Annotated in this window: 13 protein-coding genes; 9 read left to right on the plus strand and 4 right to left on the minus strand. The window is 43.0% G+C overall.

Annotated features, from left to right (window positions below):
- Positions 1-18: 18 nt before the first annotated feature.
- The 8 genes from DBZ36_RS06345 (at position 19) to DBZ36_RS06380 (ending at position 10,681) form a co-directional block, all read left to right on the plus strand.
- On the plus strand, positions 19-2,403 hold the full coding sequence (locus DBZ36_RS06345) for a glycoside hydrolase family 31 protein (RefSeq protein ID WP_120354069.1): 2,385 nt from the start codon (positions 19-21) through the stop codon (positions 2,401-2,403).
- Positions 2,404-2,414: 11 nt separating this feature from the next.
- Positions 2,415-3,893, plus strand: a complete 1,479-nt coding sequence (locus tag DBZ36_RS06350; protein ID WP_120354070.1) for a mannitol dehydrogenase family protein — start codon at positions 2,415-2,417, stop codon at positions 3,891-3,893.
- Between the two features lie 9 nt (positions 3,894-3,902).
- On the plus strand, positions 3,903-5,312 hold the full coding sequence (gene uxaC, locus DBZ36_RS06355; protein WP_120354071.1) for a glucuronate isomerase: 1,410 nt from the start codon (positions 3,903-3,905) through the stop codon (positions 5,310-5,312).
- Between the two features lie 229 nt (positions 5,313-5,541).
- Positions 5,542-7,992: a DmsA/YnfE/YnfF family dimethyl sulfoxide reductase gene (locus tag DBZ36_RS06360; protein ID WP_120354072.1), complete on the plus strand. Its 2,451-nt coding sequence runs from the start codon at positions 5,542-5,544 to the stop codon at positions 7,990-7,992.
- A gap of 10 nt (positions 7,993-8,002) precedes the next feature.
- A complete protein-coding gene (locus DBZ36_RS06365) occupies positions 8,003-8,617 on the plus strand; it encodes a DMSO/selenate family reductase complex B subunit (RefSeq protein ID WP_120354073.1) in 615 nt (204 codons plus the stop codon).
- A gap of 1 nt (position 8,618) precedes the next feature.
- On the plus strand, positions 8,619-9,446 hold the full coding sequence (locus DBZ36_RS06370; RefSeq protein ID WP_120354074.1) for a dimethyl sulfoxide reductase anchor subunit family protein: 828 nt from the start codon (positions 8,619-8,621) through the stop codon (positions 9,444-9,446).
- 63 nt (positions 9,447-9,509) lie between these two features.
- Positions 9,510-10,130: a molecular chaperone TorD family protein gene (locus DBZ36_RS06375; RefSeq protein ID WP_120354075.1), complete on the plus strand. Its 621-nt coding sequence runs from the start codon at positions 9,510-9,512 to the stop codon at positions 10,128-10,130.
- A complete protein-coding gene (locus tag DBZ36_RS06380) occupies positions 10,130-10,681 on the plus strand; it encodes a 4Fe-4S binding protein (RefSeq protein ID WP_120354076.1) in 552 nt (183 codons plus the stop codon). Before DBZ36_RS06375 ends, DBZ36_RS06380 begins: the two co-directional genes overlap by 1 nt.
- 110 nt (positions 10,682-10,791) lie before the next feature.
- Here the strand turns inward: DBZ36_RS06380 and manA are convergent, their stop codons facing one another.
- Together manA and DBZ36_RS06390 are read right to left on the minus strand one after the other, a co-directional pair.
- Entirely contained in the window at positions 10,792-11,991 is a 1,200-nt protein-coding gene (gene manA, locus DBZ36_RS06385) for a mannose-6-phosphate isomerase, class I (protein WP_120354077.1), read from the minus strand.
- Positions 11,992-12,152: 161 nt separating this feature from the next.
- Positions 12,153-13,301 carry an iron-containing alcohol dehydrogenase gene (locus tag DBZ36_RS06390; RefSeq protein WP_120354078.1) on the minus strand — a complete coding sequence of 383 codons (1,149 nt, stop codon included), beginning with the start codon at positions 13,299-13,301 and terminating at the stop codon, positions 12,153-12,155.
- Between the two features lie 155 nt (positions 13,302-13,456).
- Between DBZ36_RS06390 and DBZ36_RS06395 the strand changes: the two genes are divergently transcribed.
- Positions 13,457-14,353, plus strand: coding sequence for an AraC family transcriptional regulator (locus tag DBZ36_RS06395; protein WP_120354079.1), 897 nt, complete (start codon positions 13,457-13,459; stop codon positions 14,351-14,353).
- A gap of 42 nt (positions 14,354-14,395) precedes the next feature.
- Here DBZ36_RS06395 and DBZ36_RS06400 read toward each other — a convergent pair whose 3' ends face one another.
- Both DBZ36_RS06400 and DBZ36_RS06405 read right to left on the minus strand, forming a co-directional pair.
- Complete coding sequence (locus DBZ36_RS06400) at positions 14,396-16,375, minus strand: substrate-binding domain-containing protein (RefSeq protein WP_120354080.1); 1,980 nt, start codon at positions 16,373-16,375, stop codon at positions 14,396-14,398.
- Complete coding sequence (locus DBZ36_RS06405) at positions 16,372-17,898, minus strand: sugar ABC transporter ATP-binding protein (RefSeq protein WP_120354081.1); 1,527 nt, start codon at positions 17,896-17,898, stop codon at positions 16,372-16,374. Before DBZ36_RS06405 ends, DBZ36_RS06400 begins: the two co-directional genes overlap by 4 nt.
- Positions 17,899-18,332: the final 434 nt, after the last annotated feature.

The raw sequence follows: 18,332 nt of genomic DNA on the forward strand, positions 1-18,332 counted from the left end.
TTTTATAGGATGTATACAATGAAAACAGTTAAAAATTGGCGCTTTATCCAGAGTCACGACAATCGTATCGACTTTGAATGTGATGAACGTCATAGCATGCATATTTTCGTACTTGAGCACGACATTATCCGAGTTCTTTTTAAAAACAATGGTCAATTCAGACTCGACAAAACGTGGTCAATTGCGCCTGATGGCAAAGACGTACCTTTTGAAGGTCGCGAACGTATGTCAACACAGGGATTTTCGCTGCCCGATTATGACTGCACCGACAATGGCGACAACGTAACTATCACGACTGACAAACTACGCTTACGAGTTGTACAAGGTTTGTTTTTAGCCCTCGAGTGGGAACACAATATTGCAGGACAATGGCAAGCCTTAGCTCGCGATCGGAAAACAGGAGCCTATTCATTAGGAGTAAAAGATGGTCGAGTCCAACATTACATGGCTCGCAGTAACGATGATAACTACTATGGACTTGGCGAAAAAACCGGTGATTTAAACCGTAAAGGTAAGCGTTATGAAATGCGTAACCTAGATGCGATGGGTTATAACGCAGAAACTACAGATCCGCTTTACAAACATATCCCCTTTTACATTACCCGTACCCAAGATGCAGCCTTCGGATTGTTCTACGATAACCTTGCTAGTTGCTGGTTCGATTTAGGCAATGAGCTTGATAACTACCACGAATTTTATCGTTCATATCGCGCTGAAGATGGGGACTTAGATTACTATATGATCTTGGGACCAAAAGTTAGCGATGTGACTAAACGCTACACAGCAATGACTGGCGGTACTTTCTTTGGTCCAAAATGGAGCCTAGGTTACAGTGGCTCCACGATGCATTACACCGATGCGCCCAATGCTCAGGAGCAACTATTAGAGTTCGTAAACCTGTGCAATGAGCATGACATCCCTTGTGATTCTTTCCAGCTCTCCTCGGGTTATACATCTATCGGTGCTAAACGATACGTATTTAATTGGAATTACGACAAAGTACCAAGCCCTGAAACTATGAGTAAAGGCTTCCATGATGCTGGTATGTATTTAGCCGCAAACATCAAACCATGTCTGCTACAAGATCATCCTCGTTTTAATGAAGTTAAAGAGCAAGGTTTGTTTATTAAAGACTCTGAGTTCGACCAACCAGAGAGTTCTGTGTTTTGGGACGATAGCGGCTCGCACCTCGATTTTACCAATCCAAACACCGTCAGTTGGTGGAAACAGAATGTTAAAGAGCAGCTATTAGATAAAGGCATCAACTCGACCTGGAATGATAATAACGAGTACGAAGTATGGGATGGAGATGCACGTTGTTTTGGTTTTGGAAAACAAATACCAATACGCCTCATTCGTCCATTGCAACCGCTACTCATGATGCGCTCATCATTTGACGCTCAAATCGAACATCAGCCGAATCTTCGTCCTTTTCTGATATCACGTTCGGGCTGTCCAGGTATGAACCGCTATGTGCAAACTTGGACCGGAGACAACCGGACCAATTGGAATAGCTTACGTTATAACATTCGTATGGGTGTGGGCATGAGCTTGTCGGGACTATACAATGTTGGACACGATGTAGGCGGTTTCTCAGGTTTACGGCCCGAACCAGAATTGTTTGCTCGTTGGGTACAAAATGGGGTGATGCACCCTCGCTTCACTATCCACTCATGGAATGATGATGCTACCGTAAACGAGCCTTGGATGTATCCAGAAGTAACTCCCATAATTCGCGATGCTATTGCCCTACGCTATCAACTTTTACCTTATCTATATGACAGTTTGTATGCGGCTCATGCGCATCACGAGCCCATGCTTCGCCCTACTTTCTTTGACCACGAACATGACCCTAAGACACTCGAAGAATGCGACGACTATCTATTAGGGCGCGACTTATTAGTTGCATCAGTTGTTGAACAAGGTCAACGCCAACGTGAGGTTTATTTACCGGATAATGTTCATGGTTGGTATTGCTATTATTCGGGGCAATGGTTTGCGGCAGCTCAAAACGTGGTGCTTGACGCACCACTTGAGCGCCAACCACTGCTTGCTCAAGCCGGGAGTATAATTGCCACCAGCTCACGCTTGGCGCACGTAAACCCTCAATCAGACACACAACGTCAGCTACGCGTATTTCCACTACAAGGCAGAGGACAAAGTTCACGAAGCATATTTGATGATGACGGCGAAAGCTTTGCTTATCAGGAACAAAGCTTTCTTAAACTAGACATAGTTATGCAATGTAAACTTGAACGTATCGACCTAAATATATCTAAACAGGGGCAATGGCAACCCGCCTACTCAAGCATTGAAATTATATTACCAGTTAACGAAACACGTCCCGTTTTTGTAAATGGGGCAGCCTTAATGAACAATACTATTCAACTAGACTCGCTGTAGGAGCCACTAATATGAAAACTATTGCAACGGTAGATCTGCCTGCTCACGTTCAGGTACCAAGTTATGATCGCGCCCAGTTAAGGTCAAAGATTGTTCATATCGGTTTCGGCGCCTTTCACCGCGCCCACCAAGCGCTAATCCTTGACCGAGTTCTAGAACAACAAAGCAGCGATTGGGGCTATTGTGAAGTCAATCTTTTTGGGGGCGAACAACTGATTAAAGACTTACGCGCCCAAGATCATCTGTTTTGTGTAGCAGAACTTGGCGCCCAGAGCACCGACTATAAAGTGGTTAGCAGTGTTAATGAGTCTTTGCATGTCTCGCTTGACGGTACCCAAGCCATCATTAACAAAATGGCTGAGCCTCAAGTTGCTATTATTTCGATGACTATAACCGAGAAAGGTTATTGCATAGAATCAGGTTCAGGTCGATTAGACCTTAATAACCCATTGGTTTTATCGGACTTAGCAACCCCAGACGAACCTAAGTCAGCCTTAGGTTTCATTGTTGCGGCTTTGGCTATGCGTCGTAAATTAGGACTAAACGCTTTTAGTGTGATGTCATGTGACAACATCCCAGAAAACGGTCACTTGGCTAAAGCTGCAATTTTAGATTTTGCTAAACAACTAGACGGCGAGTTTGCCAGCTGGATTGAAAGCAATGTTTCTTTCCCAAGTACTATGGTTGACCGAATCGTACCCGCTGCAACACCCGAAACCCTAGCGAGTATAGAAGTAGCACTAGATGTCGCCGATCCAGTTGCCATTGCGTGCGAACCGTTCTTGCAGTGGGTAATTGAAGATAATTTTGTAGCAGGACGACCACAATGGGAATTGGGCGGGGCACAGTTGGTTGATGACGTCATTCCGTATGAGGAAATGAAATTACGCATGCTAAACGGTAGCCATTCGTTTTTAGCTTATTTAGGCTATCTAGCCGGTTATCCGCATATTTCGGACACTATGGCAGACCAACAGTTTAAAGATGCTGCCCATCAACTAATGATCAACGAACAAGCAACGACTTTAAGCATGCCCGAGGGGACTGACCTACAAGCGTATGCTCGACTATTAATTGAACGCTTTACTAATCCAAGTTTGAAACATCGAACTTGGCAGATAGCAATGGATGGTAGCCAAAAACTGCCACAACGCTTTGTTGATTCGATTCTTTATCATCGAGAACGTAAACAAGCGCACCCCCTACTTACTTTAGGTCTTGCAGGATGGATCCGCTACATAGGTGGTGTAGATGAACAAGGTAAGGCTATTGATGTTCAAGACCCTATGCTTACGCAGTTTAAAGATATCTATAACACATCTGAAGATGACATCGTGGCAAGGGTTCTAAGTTTACCAAGTATCTTTGGCAACACCCTCTCACACGATAAAAACTTTGTTAGCGAAGTTCAAAATGCCTACTTGTTGTTAAAGGCAAAAGGGGCAAAGCAATGTGTCGCAAGTACCAATACTACTAACGCATCGTTTTAGGAGCTGAAAATGAAAAACTTTATGTGCGATGATTTTCTTTTAAGCACTGAAACAGCGCGTCGCTTGTACCATGACTACGCAGCTCAATTACCTATATTTGACTATCATTGTCACTTGAATCCAAGTGACATAGCTAAGGATCGTCGATTTGATAACTTAAGCCAAATATGGCTCGAAGGTGATCACTACAAATGGCGAGCGCTCAGAAGTGCCGGTATCGAAGAACAACTAATCACCGGCAGCGCTAGTGACTTTGACAAGTATATAGCTTGGTCTAAAACGGTCCCCATGTGTTTGGGTAATCCTCTTTATCATTGGACTCATTTAGAATTACGCCGTCCATTCGGGATACAAGGCAAACTGTTTAATCCTGATACCGCAACTGAAATTTGGGAACAAGGAAATGCCCTACTCGCGACCCCAGAGTTTTCTGCTCGCGGGATCATGAAACAAATGAATGTTGAATTTGTGGGAACAACTGACGATCCAATTGATAGCCTTGAGCACCACAAAAGCATTGCTCTTGATAGCAGTTTTGACATAAGCGTTGCCCCAAGCTGGCGTCCAGATAAAGCCTTTAAAATTGAATTGCCAGGTTTTGTTGATTACATCGCGAATTTAGAGCAAGTCAGCGATCTTTCAATTTCAAGTTTTAGTCAGCTACAAGATGCCTTAATGAAGCGGCTTGATCATTTCGATGCTCATGGTTGCCTAGCGGCTGACCACGGCATCGAAATTTTACGTTTTGCCAATATCCCTAGCGAGCAGGTCTTAGATGGTATTTTATTAAAAGGTTTAACCAAACAAACTACTCTAAGTGAACTAGAAATTGCCCAATTTGGTAGTGCTGTTCAGGTCTGGCTCGCCACAGAATACCACCGCCGTAATTGGGTTATGCAGCTACACATTGGAGCGCAGCGCAATAACTCAAGCCGTATGTTCAAACTGTTAGGGCCCGATAGTGGTTACGACTCCATTGGTGACCGCAATATCGCTCAACCATTAGGCTTATTGCTTGATGCAATCGATAGCACTAATAGTCTGCCAAAAACTATTCTTTATTGTCTTAATCCTAATGACAATGAAGTTCTAGCTACAATGGTTGGTAACTTCCAGGGTGGCGGTATGGCTGGCAAGATTCAATTTGGGTCGGGCTGGTGGTTTAATGACCAAAAAGACGGGATGATCCGTCAACTAACACAATTGTCACAGCTTGGTTTAATTAGCCAATTTGTAGGTATGTTAACCGACTCACGTAGTTTACTGTCCTATACCCGTCATGAGTATTTTCGCCGTATTTTATGTGAAATGATTGGCTCGTGGGTTGAAAACGGTGAGGCACCGAATGACTTAAATATGATGGGTCAGTTGGTCAGTGATATTTGCGTTAAAAATGCTCGACGTTACTTCAAAACTTAGCTGGTTATTGAACCAAAAACCCGTGACTATTTTGTCATGGGTTTTAATAGCTTTTCGATATATAAAACCACCAGCAACTATATGTTTGCAATATAAAGAATATCATTCCAAACACTCTCTAAATAAAAGATATTCATTCCACTGTAATAGTTGATGCAGGTCAAGCCTCTATACTCCTAACTAAGTAGTCTAGTTACCAAATATAGTCCCTTGCTAAGAGTCGTGCGTCATGAAGAACGTGTTCAAGCCTATCCTTAATAAATCGGTATCTAGACGTGGATTTATTAAATCCACGTCCATTGCCGGTGGAGTTGCAGCCGTAACCAGTGCTGTAAGCCTGCCTTTTACATCCTTTAAATCTAAAGCCAACGATTCAGTCGCGAGTGAAGAAAAAGTCGTTTGGAGTGCTTGTACCGTTAACTGTGGTAGTCGTTGCCCGTTGCGGATGCATGTCCAAGATGGCGAAATTAAATGGGTTGATACAGATAATACCGGTAATGATGACTACGAAAACAAAGATGTACAAGTTCGGGCCTGCCTTCGGGGCCGCTCAATGCGCCGCAGAGTTTACAATCCAGACCGCTTAAAATACCCATTAAGACGGGTTGGGAAACGTGGGGAAGGAAAATTTAAACGAATTTCCTGGGATGAAGCCTACGATGAGATTGCCAACAGCATTACCAGCATCCGCAAAGATTACGGCAATGAAGCCTTTTATCTAAACTATGGCACGGGCACCCTCGGCGGCACGGTCACACGTTCTTGGCCACCAGGAAAAACTTTATTGGCTCGCCTAATGAACCTTAATGGTGGTTATCTTAATCACTATGGTGATTACTCGACTGCTCAAATTGCGAAAGGACTTGCTTATACTTACGGCGGGTGGGCTAACGGCAATTCCTTTTCAGACACAGAAAATACTAAACTGATTGTTCAATTTGGTAACAACCCTGCTGAAACGCGCATGTCTGGTGGTGGTCTTATTCACCATTTGATTGAAAGCAAAGAAAAATCTAATGCCAAAATGATAGTTATTGATCCGCGTTATACCGACACAGCTGCCGGTCGCGAAGACCAATGGGTGCCTATTAAACCAGGCACTGATGCAGCATTAGTTTCTGCAATAGCCCATGTCATGATAAGTGAAGATCTAGTCGATCAACAATTTCTTGATACCTATTGTGTTGGCTATGATGAGAGCACGCTACCAAAATCAGCACCCGCAAATAGTGATTATAAGTCGCACATTCTTGGTAAAGGTGACGACAAAACGCCGAAGACACCGGAATGGGCATCGTCCATTACAGGCATCCCTGCTGACCTAATCATTAAACTTGCACGTGAAATAGGTTTAACCAAACCTTGCGCTATATATCAAGGTTGGGGATTACAGCGATCTCAAAATGGAGAAATTGCCTCGCGTGCAATAGCTATGCTGTCACTCCTTACCGGAAATCTAGGGATCCATGGTGGCGGATCTGGTGCGCGAGAGTCTGATTACAATATTCCATTTGTACGTTTTCCGACCCTTGAAAATCCAGTTAAAACCTCTATCTCTATGTTCTTGTGGACTGATGCAATTGTGCGTGGTCCTGAAATGACAGCGACTCGCGATGGAGTCCGCGGCAAAGATAAACTTGATGTACCTATTAAATTTATATGGAACTATGCAGGCAACTGTTTAATCAATCAACATTCCGACATCAATCGAACCCACGACATTCTGCAGGATGAAAATGCTTGTGAAATGATTGTGGTCATCGATAACCATATGACGTCCTCTGCTAAGTATGCGGATATCGTATTGCCCGATTTGACCACCTCAGAACAAGCTGATTTCTGTATGGATGGTAAAGCGGCAAACATGCCATATTTCATCTATGCCGATCAAGCCATTGAACCGCAGTTTGAGTCGCGTAGTATTTATCAAATCTGTAGCGACATTGCTAAACGCCTAGGTACAGAGCAGCAATTCACAGAAGGCAGAACGCAAGAGCAATGGCTTCGTCATCTTTACGCACAAACTCTTGAACTCGATCCTAGTCTTCCCGACTTTGAAACCGTGCGTAAACAAGGCATCGTAAAACGTAGCGATCCTAATGGTCATTATGTTGCCTACCAGGCATTTCGAAGTGACCCAGTCAACAACCCGTTGACAACACCTTCAGGCAAAGTAGAAATCTATTCTGAAGATTTAGCCCACATCGCGGATACATGGGAGCTTGATGAGGGCGATGTTATTCATCCTTTGCCTATTTATGTGAGTACTTCTGAGGGTTGGGATTCACCGCTTCGTAACCAATATCCACTGCAATTAACTGGTTTTCATTACAAAGCCCGTTGCCATTCAACCTATGGCAACGTTGATGTCCTAAAACAAGCCGCGCAACAAGAAATGTGGATAAACCCTATCGACGCTAAAAACCGAGGGATAGAACATGGTGAACGTATTCGCATATTCAATCAACGCGGTGAAGTTAGGATCCACGCAAAGGTGACCCCACGGATCATGCCTGGGGTTGTCGCTCTAGGTGAAGGAGCGTGGTACGCACCTGATGGAAACAAAGTCGACCATAACGGCAGTATCAATGTTTTGACGAGTCAGCGCCCTAGCCCTCTGGCTAAAGGTAACCCTCAACATACCAACCTCGTTGAAGTTCAACGCGTGGCTACGGCTTAAGGATTAAACAATGACACAATATGGCTTTTATATTGACTCAAGCAAGTGCACTGGTTGTAAAACTTGTCAGCTATCGTGCAAAGACTTTAAAAACTTAGATGTCGACCGAAATTATCGTCGCGTATACGAATACGCCGGGGGTAATTGGGTAGAAGATAACGGGACGTACCGCCAAGATGTATTCGCTTATTACACCTCAATAGCATGTAATCACTGTGACGAACCAGCTTGCGCTAAAGTTTGCCCTTCAGGTGCAATGCACAAACGTGAAAATGGTTTTGTCATTGTTGATGAAAGCGTATGTATTGGCTGTAAGCATTGTGCGAATGCATGTCCTTATGGTGCGCCGCAATACAACGCAGAAAAAGGACACATGACCAAATGTGATGGTTGTTTTGAACGTGTAGCACAAGGATCAGAGCCTATTTGTGTCGGTTCATGCCCACTTAGAGCTTTAGAATTCGGTCCTATAGCAGAACTACGCGCTAAATACGGCACTAATGCGGATTGCGCGCCTTTACCGTCATCAGCCCTAACTAAACCCAACATTGTGATCAAAGCGAATCGCCACGCACGACCAACTGGCGATACTTCTGGTCACTTAGCAAATCCAAAGGAGGTATAAAATGGCTTGGCATGAATGGCCCTTAGTGGTCTTTACCGTATTTGCCCAAACAGCGTTTGGTGCCTACCTTTTGATAAACCTAGCGATCGTTAATCAAGAGCCAAGTAACAAAACAGCCGGCATAAAACTACAATTTTTCGTATGGGTGTTTATGGGCCTAGGCTTATTAGCATCAACGGCTCATTTGGGAAGCCCATTGCGGGCTATTAATGCATTCAATCAAGTTGGTAGCAGCTGGTTATCAAATGAAATTTTGTCCAGCGTTTTGTTCTTTGCTAGCGGTGGTGTGTTGTGGTTGCTAACAATGTTGAATAAAACCAGCCCTATGCTCAACAAAATTTTGTTGGTGTTAAGCATCGTTTTTGGTGCCTTCTTCATGTATGCGATGATCAATGTGTATTTGATTAACACTGTACCTACATGGAACACCATTTATACGCCTTTAGCTTTTGTAGCTACTATCGTAGTGAGCGGGGTCATGTATGGGCATAGCTTATTAAGCGTTGCTAAACTAAATACATCTGCGATTACTAAGTTCTCAAAGCTCGTCGTCGGTGCTGGTTTAGTGCTTATACTACTTAGCACGGTTAACCACATCATAAGCCTAAATGATATAAGTAGTTCGCTATACTCAGCCAGTAGTTTAGTTCCTCAATTGGCACAGCTCGTAAGTATCCGATTAGTGTTACTTATTGTCGGAGTAGGCCTATGGTTATTTGGCTGTAAACAAGGTGTCGGCCTACAATTCTTTGGCTTCGCATTGGTTCTGATTTCAGAACTTATGAGTCGTGGCGTCTTTTTCGGCCTGCACATGACCGCCGGTATGTAGTGCGACCAATATTACTTTAAATCTACGGGAGAGCTTGTCTCTCCTTCTGAGGTTGAATAAACAATGGTAGACCCACAAGCTGAAGCACAAACAATAACACTCAACGATCTTGGTTCGATGGCTAAGCTATTTGGCTCTCTGTTCTATTACCCGCTAACCGAGCCAAATAACCGAAGTATGCTGCGCCAGTTTGCCGCTGACCCCGACGCAGAACTTAATGGATTTGAACAACTGGTTCAAGCACTCGAGTATGACAGTGATGACACGCTCAATAATGATTTTTTCTTGCTGTTCGAAGGGGGTGAAATCATGCATGCCCCACCATGGGGATCGGTATACTTAGATAAGGAACAGGTCATCTTTGGTGACTCACTGCTAAGTTATCGTAGCTTTCTAAAACGGCAAGGCATAGAGCTCAACACCGGTATGCGTGAACCAGAAGATCAATTTGGTCTAATGTTATTTGCCATGAGTCAGCTAATCGAAACCAATAGTGATATTCGCATTATAAAAGAGCTGTTAACGGAGCACTTACTGGTTTGGTGTTATCGTTATTTGGAGTTGGTTGAAGCCAATGCCCTTTCTAATAGTTACAAAGTGCTAGCGCAATTAGCAAAACAGTGGTGTGAAGTCGTTCAAAGTGGCCTTGAAATCCAGCCTGAAACCAAAAAGATTTATCGCTAATGTCGGATAAGTTTGACTTACACGACCAAGCTTTTCTAGCTCATAAGCAGATCAGCCGCCGTGGCTTACTGCGCCTTTTTGGCGCGGTACCTAAGCAAGCAATTAAAGATAGTCAGCAAAATTTGGTAAAGAGAACCTGCCCTCGTCCACCAGGTGCGGTAAAAGAGTCCGTTTTTATGGCCAGTTGTAATGGCTGCGCTCTATGTGTTTCAATTTGCCCTGAGCAAGTCATAGAGATAAGCGATGGCCTAGCTCAACTTAATCTCAATTATGGCTCTTGCAGTCAGTGCAATAAGTGTAGCGAGGTTTGCCCCAGCAATGCCTTATCAGAATCAAATAAGGATATTGGATTAAGGCCGGTGTTCTCAAGCAGCTGCCAAAACAAACTATTTGGAGATTGCACTCTTTGCAACGCACCTTGTCCAAAAGAGGCAATAACAATCATACCTAAGCAGCTACCGCAAATAGATTCAACTAAATGCGATGGCTGTGGTCTTTGCCAACAAGCATGTCCATTCTCAGTACTAAGTTTAGAACTCATACTCACTTGAGCACATATTATACCAATCCCATTATATTTTTGGTCTAATGACAAGAGTTATGACGACAAAATTGGTGTTTTAGTCAAACAATAATGATCAATAAATTACTGTGATTGGTATTAGCTATACGCTCTAGCAATCCGTCCCTTACCAGTCATTGCAAATTTCCGAACATAAGCGGGAATGAAAGCAGATTGTCCCGCTTGTAAAGTCAGCGTTTGATCATCTACTGTGCTTAACTGACATTCACTATCGATACAAAAGACAATTTGAGCACAATCACTTTGAACATTAACTGAGCATTCACTTAAGTTGGCAACACTGAATTTAAAATCGGGTACCGGAACTGGGTAAAGATCCCCTTCTTCGCTCACCAAAGCAGTACTGAGTAAATCTGAGTCTTTAATCGCAGCAAAGCGAGTACAATCACTTAGCTCATTAATATCAATATGTTTAGGCGTTAAACCAGCGCGCAATACATTGTCACTATTGGCCATAATTTCTAAACCGGTGCCTTCAACATAGGCGTGAGGGGTGCAAGCGTCTAGGTACATTGCTTCACCCGGTTTCAAAGTCAACACGTTAAGAAATAAAGGTGAAAATGCTCCAATATCATTCGGGTAGCTTTGCGCTAGTTTGCTTACGAGTTCAAAAACCTCGTTATCAGCACGAGATTGGGCGTAGGTCAGTAAATCGCTTAACGCGAGTTGTTTCTGCTGCCCTTCTAAGGCAAGCATAGCAACGAAAAACTGCTGTAAACCAGCTTCGGTTTGATTCGCTACATATGCAGCGAGCAAGCCATTGGTCACCTTGCTATCTAAGCTAGTAAAAACATCAATAATTTGATGCGCTTGCTTAAATCCATTCATTGCCTGGTAATGCGTTAAAGCGTATACCAGCTCAGGTTTATGATTATCGTCTCTGTAATTACGATTAGAAGCATTCAAGGCTATCCCAGCTTGGTTCTCTTTTGCAAAACCATCAATTGCTTGTTGCTTACTTGGATGCACCTGAATCGACAAAGCCGTTCGCGCTGCTAGCACTTTAAACAAATAAGGTAACTCGCCAAAATTATCGGCAGTGCGTTTACCCAAAATAGATTGTGGCTTGGTGTGGATAAAGTCAGAAAGCTTGGTTGGGATCCCTTTTACAACAATGCCAGAACACCCGTTGGGATGAGCGCCCATCCACAACTCGGCTTGCGGCTTATGTTCAGGATTTTTAAATCCGAACAAGTTTTGCATAGAATCATAACTACCCCAAGCGAAGTCTTGGATAGGGTTAGACATTAGAAAAAAAGGGTGTTTAATCTCAGGCATTTTTACGTTCACTGTTAGTCTAAGGGACAGCGATATTGTGCGGATATTTAAGGTAGGTTTCTAGCGTTGGATCAAAAAAGTTGATAGAAAATCAACTTAGTTCTATTTGATGACGAAGAAACGGGCTCACACACTGCGAACCCGTCAGATATACCTAAGGATTAGGCGAATGCTTGTGCAACGATAGCGCGACTTGTTGCAATATCAATGCTTTGGTTTTCGCCAATCACCAACATACCGTTACCCTGGAGTTTAGCAATGACCGCATCAACAGCCTCATCTTTAGTCCCTTCATAATCAGCAAATGATGTTTGAACATCTAGTCCGTTATAGAAGGCTTCAATGGCCTGAATACATGCTTCGCTTAGATCTTCACCTTCACTTAAACCAAACACGTTTACTGCCATTTGCTCAAGTTTGGCTTTTTTGTATTTAATTTGGTTACGCATTAATGAGGGTTGGATGATAGCCAATGAACGGGCGTGATCAACACCAAACATTGCGGTTAATTCATGCCCTATCATGTGAGTAGACCAATCTTGTGAAACACCTGAACCAATAAGCCCGTTTAAAGCTTGGTTAGCTGTCCACATTAGATTTGCGCGCCAACTGTCATTATCACGATTGTCAAAGTCAGCCGCTAATACTAGTAAATTCTTCAGCAACGCTTCAGCGTATCCGTCTTGAACCATTGCTCCTTGCGGGCTGGTTAAGTACTGCTCGCAAATATGTACCCATGCGTCAACTAAACCGTTAACCAACTGTCGCTCTGGCAGTGTTTTCATTACATCTGGGTCTAGTACTGCAAAACGTGGCAGAACCGCTGGGGATAAAAATGAAAGCTTAGTTTGAGTAGCTGATTTAGTGACCACCGCACCCATATTGGTTTCAGAACCAGTAGCAGGGAGCGTTAAGATTGCACCAATAGGAATTGCTTTCTCAACTTGGTATTTACGCTCTAGAATATCCCAGCCTTCGCCAGCATATAACGCAGCGGCCGCAACATATTTCGAACCATCGATAACTGAGCCACCGCCAACAGCCAATATGAAGTCGACATTTTCTGATTTTGCTAATGCGACGGCCTTATCTAAGGTTTCTACGGTTGGATTAGGTTCAACGCCTGAAAATTCAATCCATTTATGTCCAGATAGCGCCTCTTTAACTTGATCATAGACGCCATTTTTCTTAATTGAACCGCCACCATAAATAACCAGTACCTTTGCATCGGCATCAATCGCTGTTGCAACTGACGCAATTTGACCTTGACCAAAAAATATTTGAGCTGAATTAGCGTATGTGAAGTTCATTTACGTTCCTCTTCCATTAATGTCATGACTAGCGTCACTTTTATTACGATGTTTGCATAATAATCCTAGAACACATGTGTTTAAAGGCAAATTTGTCGAATAAACTTGCCTAAACCTACTGCGATGCTATTATTTTTTGTTCTAGGAGGTAAGCCATGACGCAACTAGCCCAATTACTAAAACAATATGCACAACAGCAACAATTAGATTTATGTGATGGCGTCTATGATACTGATATCCTAGGTCTAAGGTTTTATATCAGTCAACACGGTTCAGCACGACAAGCCTTGGTTTATCAATCCGGGATTATGATCTTAGCGCAGGGACACAAAAATATATTCTTACAGCAACAGCAATTCCAATACGGGGCTGATGAATATCTGGTTTTGGGAGTTCCTATGCCCTTGGAGTGCGAGGCTGTTGCACCCGTAGGAGATTGTCTGATGGGCTTATTACTGGATGTCGATCCGAAAGTCTTAGGGCCTTTAGTGCAACAAATCTTTGAGTTTCAAACGCCTGTTAATAAAATGGACACCCCGAGTTTATTTGCGTTGCAGTCGACACCTTTTGATCAAAAAATGAGAAATGCAAGTTTACGTTTGGTGAGTGCCCTTCTCGATAAAGTGGAAGCACAAATTCTAGGGCCAACGATTGTGCGTGAAATTATATACCATGTTCTTTGCGGCCCGAGTCGTGACGTACTTATTAATCTTGTAAATCATGATAGTCATTATGCACGCGTAGCTAGGGTGTTAGACAAAATACATATTGATTATGCCCAAGGCTTGAGCGTTCAAGGACTAGCCAATGATGCCAACATGAGTATCTCAGCGTTTCATACCGCCTTTCGTAGCGTAACTCTCGAGTCTCCACTACAGTATTTGAAAAAGATTCGCTTGAACAAAGCAAAGGAATTGATCCAATTTCAGGGAAAGCGTATTAATGAAGCAGCGAGATTAGTGGGTTACAGTAGTGCTTCGCAGTTCAGTAGAGAATATCGACGCCAGTTCGAGCATAGCCCAAGAGCGTCTAATTCTAGATTAGACGCATAAAAAAACCCAAGCATGAGCTTGGGCAATTACACCTATTGAAGCTTAGTAAAGTACTGAAGTTGCTTCTTTAGTATCAATGTTTTCAGCAGTTACAAATACTACACCGGTATCAATAAATTTCTCAAGCTTCACACCTTTAAGAAGTTTATCAACTGACATTACACCTTCATAGCCCATTGCATAAGACGACTGGACAACAATTCCGTCAAGGGTATTGTCTTTTACGAAGCTTTGTAAATCTTGGTTTCCATCAAAACCAACGGCTTTGATCTTACCTGCAAAACCTTGTTGTTTAAGAGCACGTCCCATGCCAACTGCTGTTGGTTCGTTGGAACCGAAGATACCCACTAAATCTTGATTGGATGCTAAAACGTCAATGGTTTGGTTTAGTGCAGTAACCATGTCTGCCTGTGAGTAAAATGGACCAACAACTTCATAGCCAGCTGCTTCAATGGTTTCTTGGAAACCGCCGTCACGTGCAATTGCGCTACCAGCACCCGGAGTAAATGACATCATGGCCACTTTGCCTTTTTTACCATCTAGCTTATCAATCAGTTGGTTGGCAGCTAGTGCTCCAGCGGTGTGGTTATCAGTTGCTAAAAAGCTTTGATAGTATTTATCAGCATTATTAAGGTTTGAATCGATTAGGATAACCGGAATACCATTTTCCCATGCTTTTTTAACACTTGGAACCAAAGCATCTGGATCAGAAGGTGCTAGTACTATGCCGGCAACGCCACGGTTAATCGCGTTATCCACCATGTTTACTTGTTCGGCAATCGCGGTTTCAGCTTCTGGACCTTGGAAGGTAATTTTATAACTACCCAGTTCCTTTTCTGCGTCCTCTGCTCCACCACGAACGTTTTGCCAAAAGTTTGAATTTGACGTTTTTACAATGACAGCAATTTCACTTGCCATTGCATAAGGGGCAGCAAACATAGCCGTTGTGAGTCCTATCATCGCAAAGGTTGCTAACTTTTTCATATTCTGATTTTCCTTGTAGGGTTTCTTTTTTGCTGTTTTAGTTGGTTTTTTGGATTGATGCTGACGTAGCTGGTCAAACGCAACAGTCATAATAATTACGCTACCGATAATTATCTGTTGTACAAAGAACGACACACCGTTCATGTTTAGACCATTTCTAAGTACGCCCATAATGAACGCACCTATTAGTGTTCCTGGTATGGTGCCTACCCCACCCATAAGCGAGGTACCACCGACGACCGCACTTGCGATCGCATCTAACTCATACATGACTCCGCCATTAGGTTGCGCTGTGACCAGCCGCGAGGCTAAAACTACCCCTGCAAGGCCGGCTAACATGCCACTTGCGGTGTATGCAATAATTTTGACTTTGTCGGTATCGATCCCCGATAAACGTGCAGCTTCTTCGTTTGATCCAATCGCGTACAGGTAGCGACCGACCCGTAGTTTGGTAAGCGCAAAGGTAAACAGGATTGCCAGTAGTATCATCAGGATTACTGGATACGGTATACCGGGGAATTTAACTAAAGGCATACCGGTTACCGGATGGCTTTCTACAATACGAAATAGAGCACCGTTTCCAAGATACGAAAACGACTCTGGCATGCCACTTACTGGCGCTGCATTCGTTACATACAACGCTATGCCGCGGGCTATCATCATCATGCCTAAGGTTGCGATAAACGGTGGTAAACGCAGTTTAGTTACAAATATTCCATTAAAAGCGCCACACAATGCACCTGTTGCAATACCTATAAGCATGCCTAGGGGAACAGGTACACCCGCTTTAACAGCCATACCTGCAGCAACACCACTTAAAGCAACAACAGAGCCAATGCTCAAGTCAATACCGCCAGTCAAGATGACGCAGGTCACCCCAATACCAATAAAGGCAATAGTTGAAGTCTGTAAACCAATCGTCATTAGGTTATTTACAGTGAAGAAATACTCATTGGTTAAGGTAAATGCAATAAACAGACAAATTAACCCTGCTAATGCAGCTAACTTTTGAATCATTTGTTTTTGGCGTTCACTCATGAGGCCAGCTCCATATCATGTTCAAACATATCTTTTACCCCAGTCGCGTACTGCATAATTTCCTCTTGATTCGTGTCTTTGGTGGCCAACATTCCAGTCATTTTCCCTTCTTTCATCACAATGACTCGATCGGACATTCCTAGTACTTCTGGCAGCTCAGAGGAAATCATAATCACTCCAACTCCTTGCGCTGCTAGTTCATCCAGTAATTGGTATATTGCATACTTAGCACCAACGTCGATTCCCCTTGTCGGCTCATCAAAAATCATGACTCTAGCGTCACGAAACAACCATTTACCAATCACTACTTTTTGTTGATTGCCGCCACTCAAATTGTTTACCAACTGTTCGATAGTCGGCGTTTTGATATCCATTTTGTTGATAAATGTTTCTGATGCGACTTGTTCTTGTGGCGCAGATATCAGTCCCCATCGATTGGATACTTTATCCATCGATGGCATCGTCATGTTTTCTTTAATTGACATTTTTACAGCAATTCCGTTTAGCTTCCGATCTTCGGACAGATAAGCTAAACCAGCTTTAATTGCGTCTTTAGGATTGCGTATATGGATTTGCTTGCCATGAATAAAAATGTCGCCCTCATCCAACTTGTCAGCACCAAACAAGGCACGTGCAAGCTCTGTTCTTTTAGCGCCAACAAGCCCGGTAACGGCTAGAATTTCACCTTTTAGCAGATCAAAATTCAGCGGAGCAAACACCCCATTTCTGTATGCATTCATGACTGACATCACCAACTCTTCTGTTGGCTTACAGCTACGCTTAGGAAAGTGATTATCTAGAGAACGCCCTACCATTTTAGAAATTATCTCGTCCATGCTTATATCGCTAAACACATGGTCAGACACATATGCTCCATCTCTAAAGATTGTGATGTGATCGCATATTCGTTTTAGTTCGTCCATACGGTGTGATATGTAAACAATGGCGAGACCTTTGGCGCGTAGCTTGTCAACTAAGGCAAACAACTTCTCAATCTCTCGCTCAGTTAATGCAGAGGTGGGTTCATCCATGATCAATACTTCAACATCAAACGATAGCGCTTTTGCGATTTCAACCATTTGCTGCTTTGCAACTGATAAGGTGTTTATGATGTCACTCGGTTTAACATCAATATCGAAAATTGAGAGCAATTGAGCAGCGTCGTGTTCCATCTTTTTACTATTAATGATTCCGTGCTTTAAAGGCTCGCGTGCAAAGAATATATTTTCGGCAACGCTTAGATGAGGTATTAGATTTAACTCTTGAAAAATCATGCTGATACCTTGACGCTGTGCATCTAATACCGAATCAAAGTTTATCGGTTTATTTTTATAAATGATGGTGCCGCTATCAGCTTGGTGCACACCAATCAGCACTTTCATCAGCGTTGATTTGCCAGCGCCATTCTCACCCATTAAGGCATGCACTTCGCCTTTACGCAGCGTCATCGACACATCGCTTAAGGCTTGAACACCTGTAAACGATTTGTATATGCCCTGCATTGTTAAAACTTGGTTCGACATTTACTGCGTCCTTGTCTAGTTTCTTATACTAACTATCCACTGTTGAACAGATAGTAACCTCGAAAGAAAACGATTGCATTCGAACGCATGCGAAAACGATAGCTACTTCACATTATATTTAGATTATTTGTTAATTCAGGTGCGGAGATTATTGGTGGTAGCTTAGTTGCTCAACTGAACAGCGAGGTAGAAAACTACCCAAAAAAACACTGTAAGCACCTATTAAAACGGGGAATAGTGAATAATCTCTCCACAAACGCTATGTGACTAAACATAAGCTTCGTAGCTAAATTGTTGATAAATTGCTAGTGATTGCGCTGAAGGCTATTGGTACAAGTTCATTGCCAACCGATAAACCGAAGCTATCCGAATGGTTGTGAATCTTGCCCACTACCGTTTATATAACAAAACCGACCTCTTGGTCGGTTTTGTTT

This window comes from Alginatibacterium sediminis (genome assembly GCF_003610775.1).
Taxonomy (GTDB): Bacteria; Pseudomonadota; Gammaproteobacteria; order Enterobacterales; family Celerinatantimonadaceae; genus Alginatibacterium; species Alginatibacterium sediminis.

Excerpts from the sequence above, each read along its gene's own strand:
- DBZ36_RS06345 (WP_120354069.1), top strand. The coding sequence starts at position 19 with ATGAAAACAGTTAAAAATTGGCGCTTTATCCAGAGTCACGACAATCGT.
- DBZ36_RS06350 (WP_120354070.1), top strand. The coding sequence starts at position 2,415 with ATGAAAACTATTGCAACGGTAGATCTGCCTGCTCACGTTCAGGTACCA.
- uxaC (WP_120354071.1), top strand. The coding sequence starts at position 3,903 with ATGAAAAACTTTATGTGCGATGATTTTCTTTTAAGCACTGAAACAGCG.
- DBZ36_RS06360 (WP_120354072.1), top strand. The coding sequence starts at position 5,542 with ATGAAGAACGTGTTCAAGCCTATCCTTAATAAATCGGTATCTAGACGT.
- DBZ36_RS06365 (WP_120354073.1), top strand. The coding sequence starts at position 8,003 with ATGACACAATATGGCTTTTATATTGACTCAAGCAAGTGCACTGGTTGT.
- DBZ36_RS06370 (WP_120354074.1), top strand. The coding sequence starts at position 8,619 with ATGGCTTGGCATGAATGGCCCTTAGTGGTCTTTACCGTATTTGCCCAA.
- DBZ36_RS06375 (WP_120354075.1), top strand. The coding sequence starts at position 9,510 with ATGGTAGACCCACAAGCTGAAGCACAAACAATAACACTCAACGATCTT.
- DBZ36_RS06380 (WP_120354076.1), top strand. The coding sequence starts at position 10,130 with ATGTCGGATAAGTTTGACTTACACGACCAAGCTTTTCTAGCTCATAAG.
- manA (WP_120354077.1), bottom strand. The coding sequence starts at position 11,991 with ATGCCTGAGATTAAACACCCTTTTTTTCTAATGTCTAACCCTATCCAA.
- DBZ36_RS06390 (WP_120354078.1), bottom strand. The coding sequence starts at position 13,301 with ATGAACTTCACATACGCTAATTCAGCTCAAATATTTTTTGGTCAAGGT.
- DBZ36_RS06395 (WP_120354079.1), top strand. The coding sequence starts at position 13,457 with ATGACGCAACTAGCCCAATTACTAAAACAATATGCACAACAGCAACAA.
- DBZ36_RS06400 (WP_120354080.1), bottom strand. The coding sequence starts at position 16,375 with ATGAGTGAACGCCAAAAACAAATGATTCAAAAGTTAGCTGCATTAGCA.
- DBZ36_RS06405 (WP_120354081.1), bottom strand. The coding sequence starts at position 17,898 with ATGTCGAACCAAGTTTTAACAATGCAGGGCATATACAAATCGTTTACA.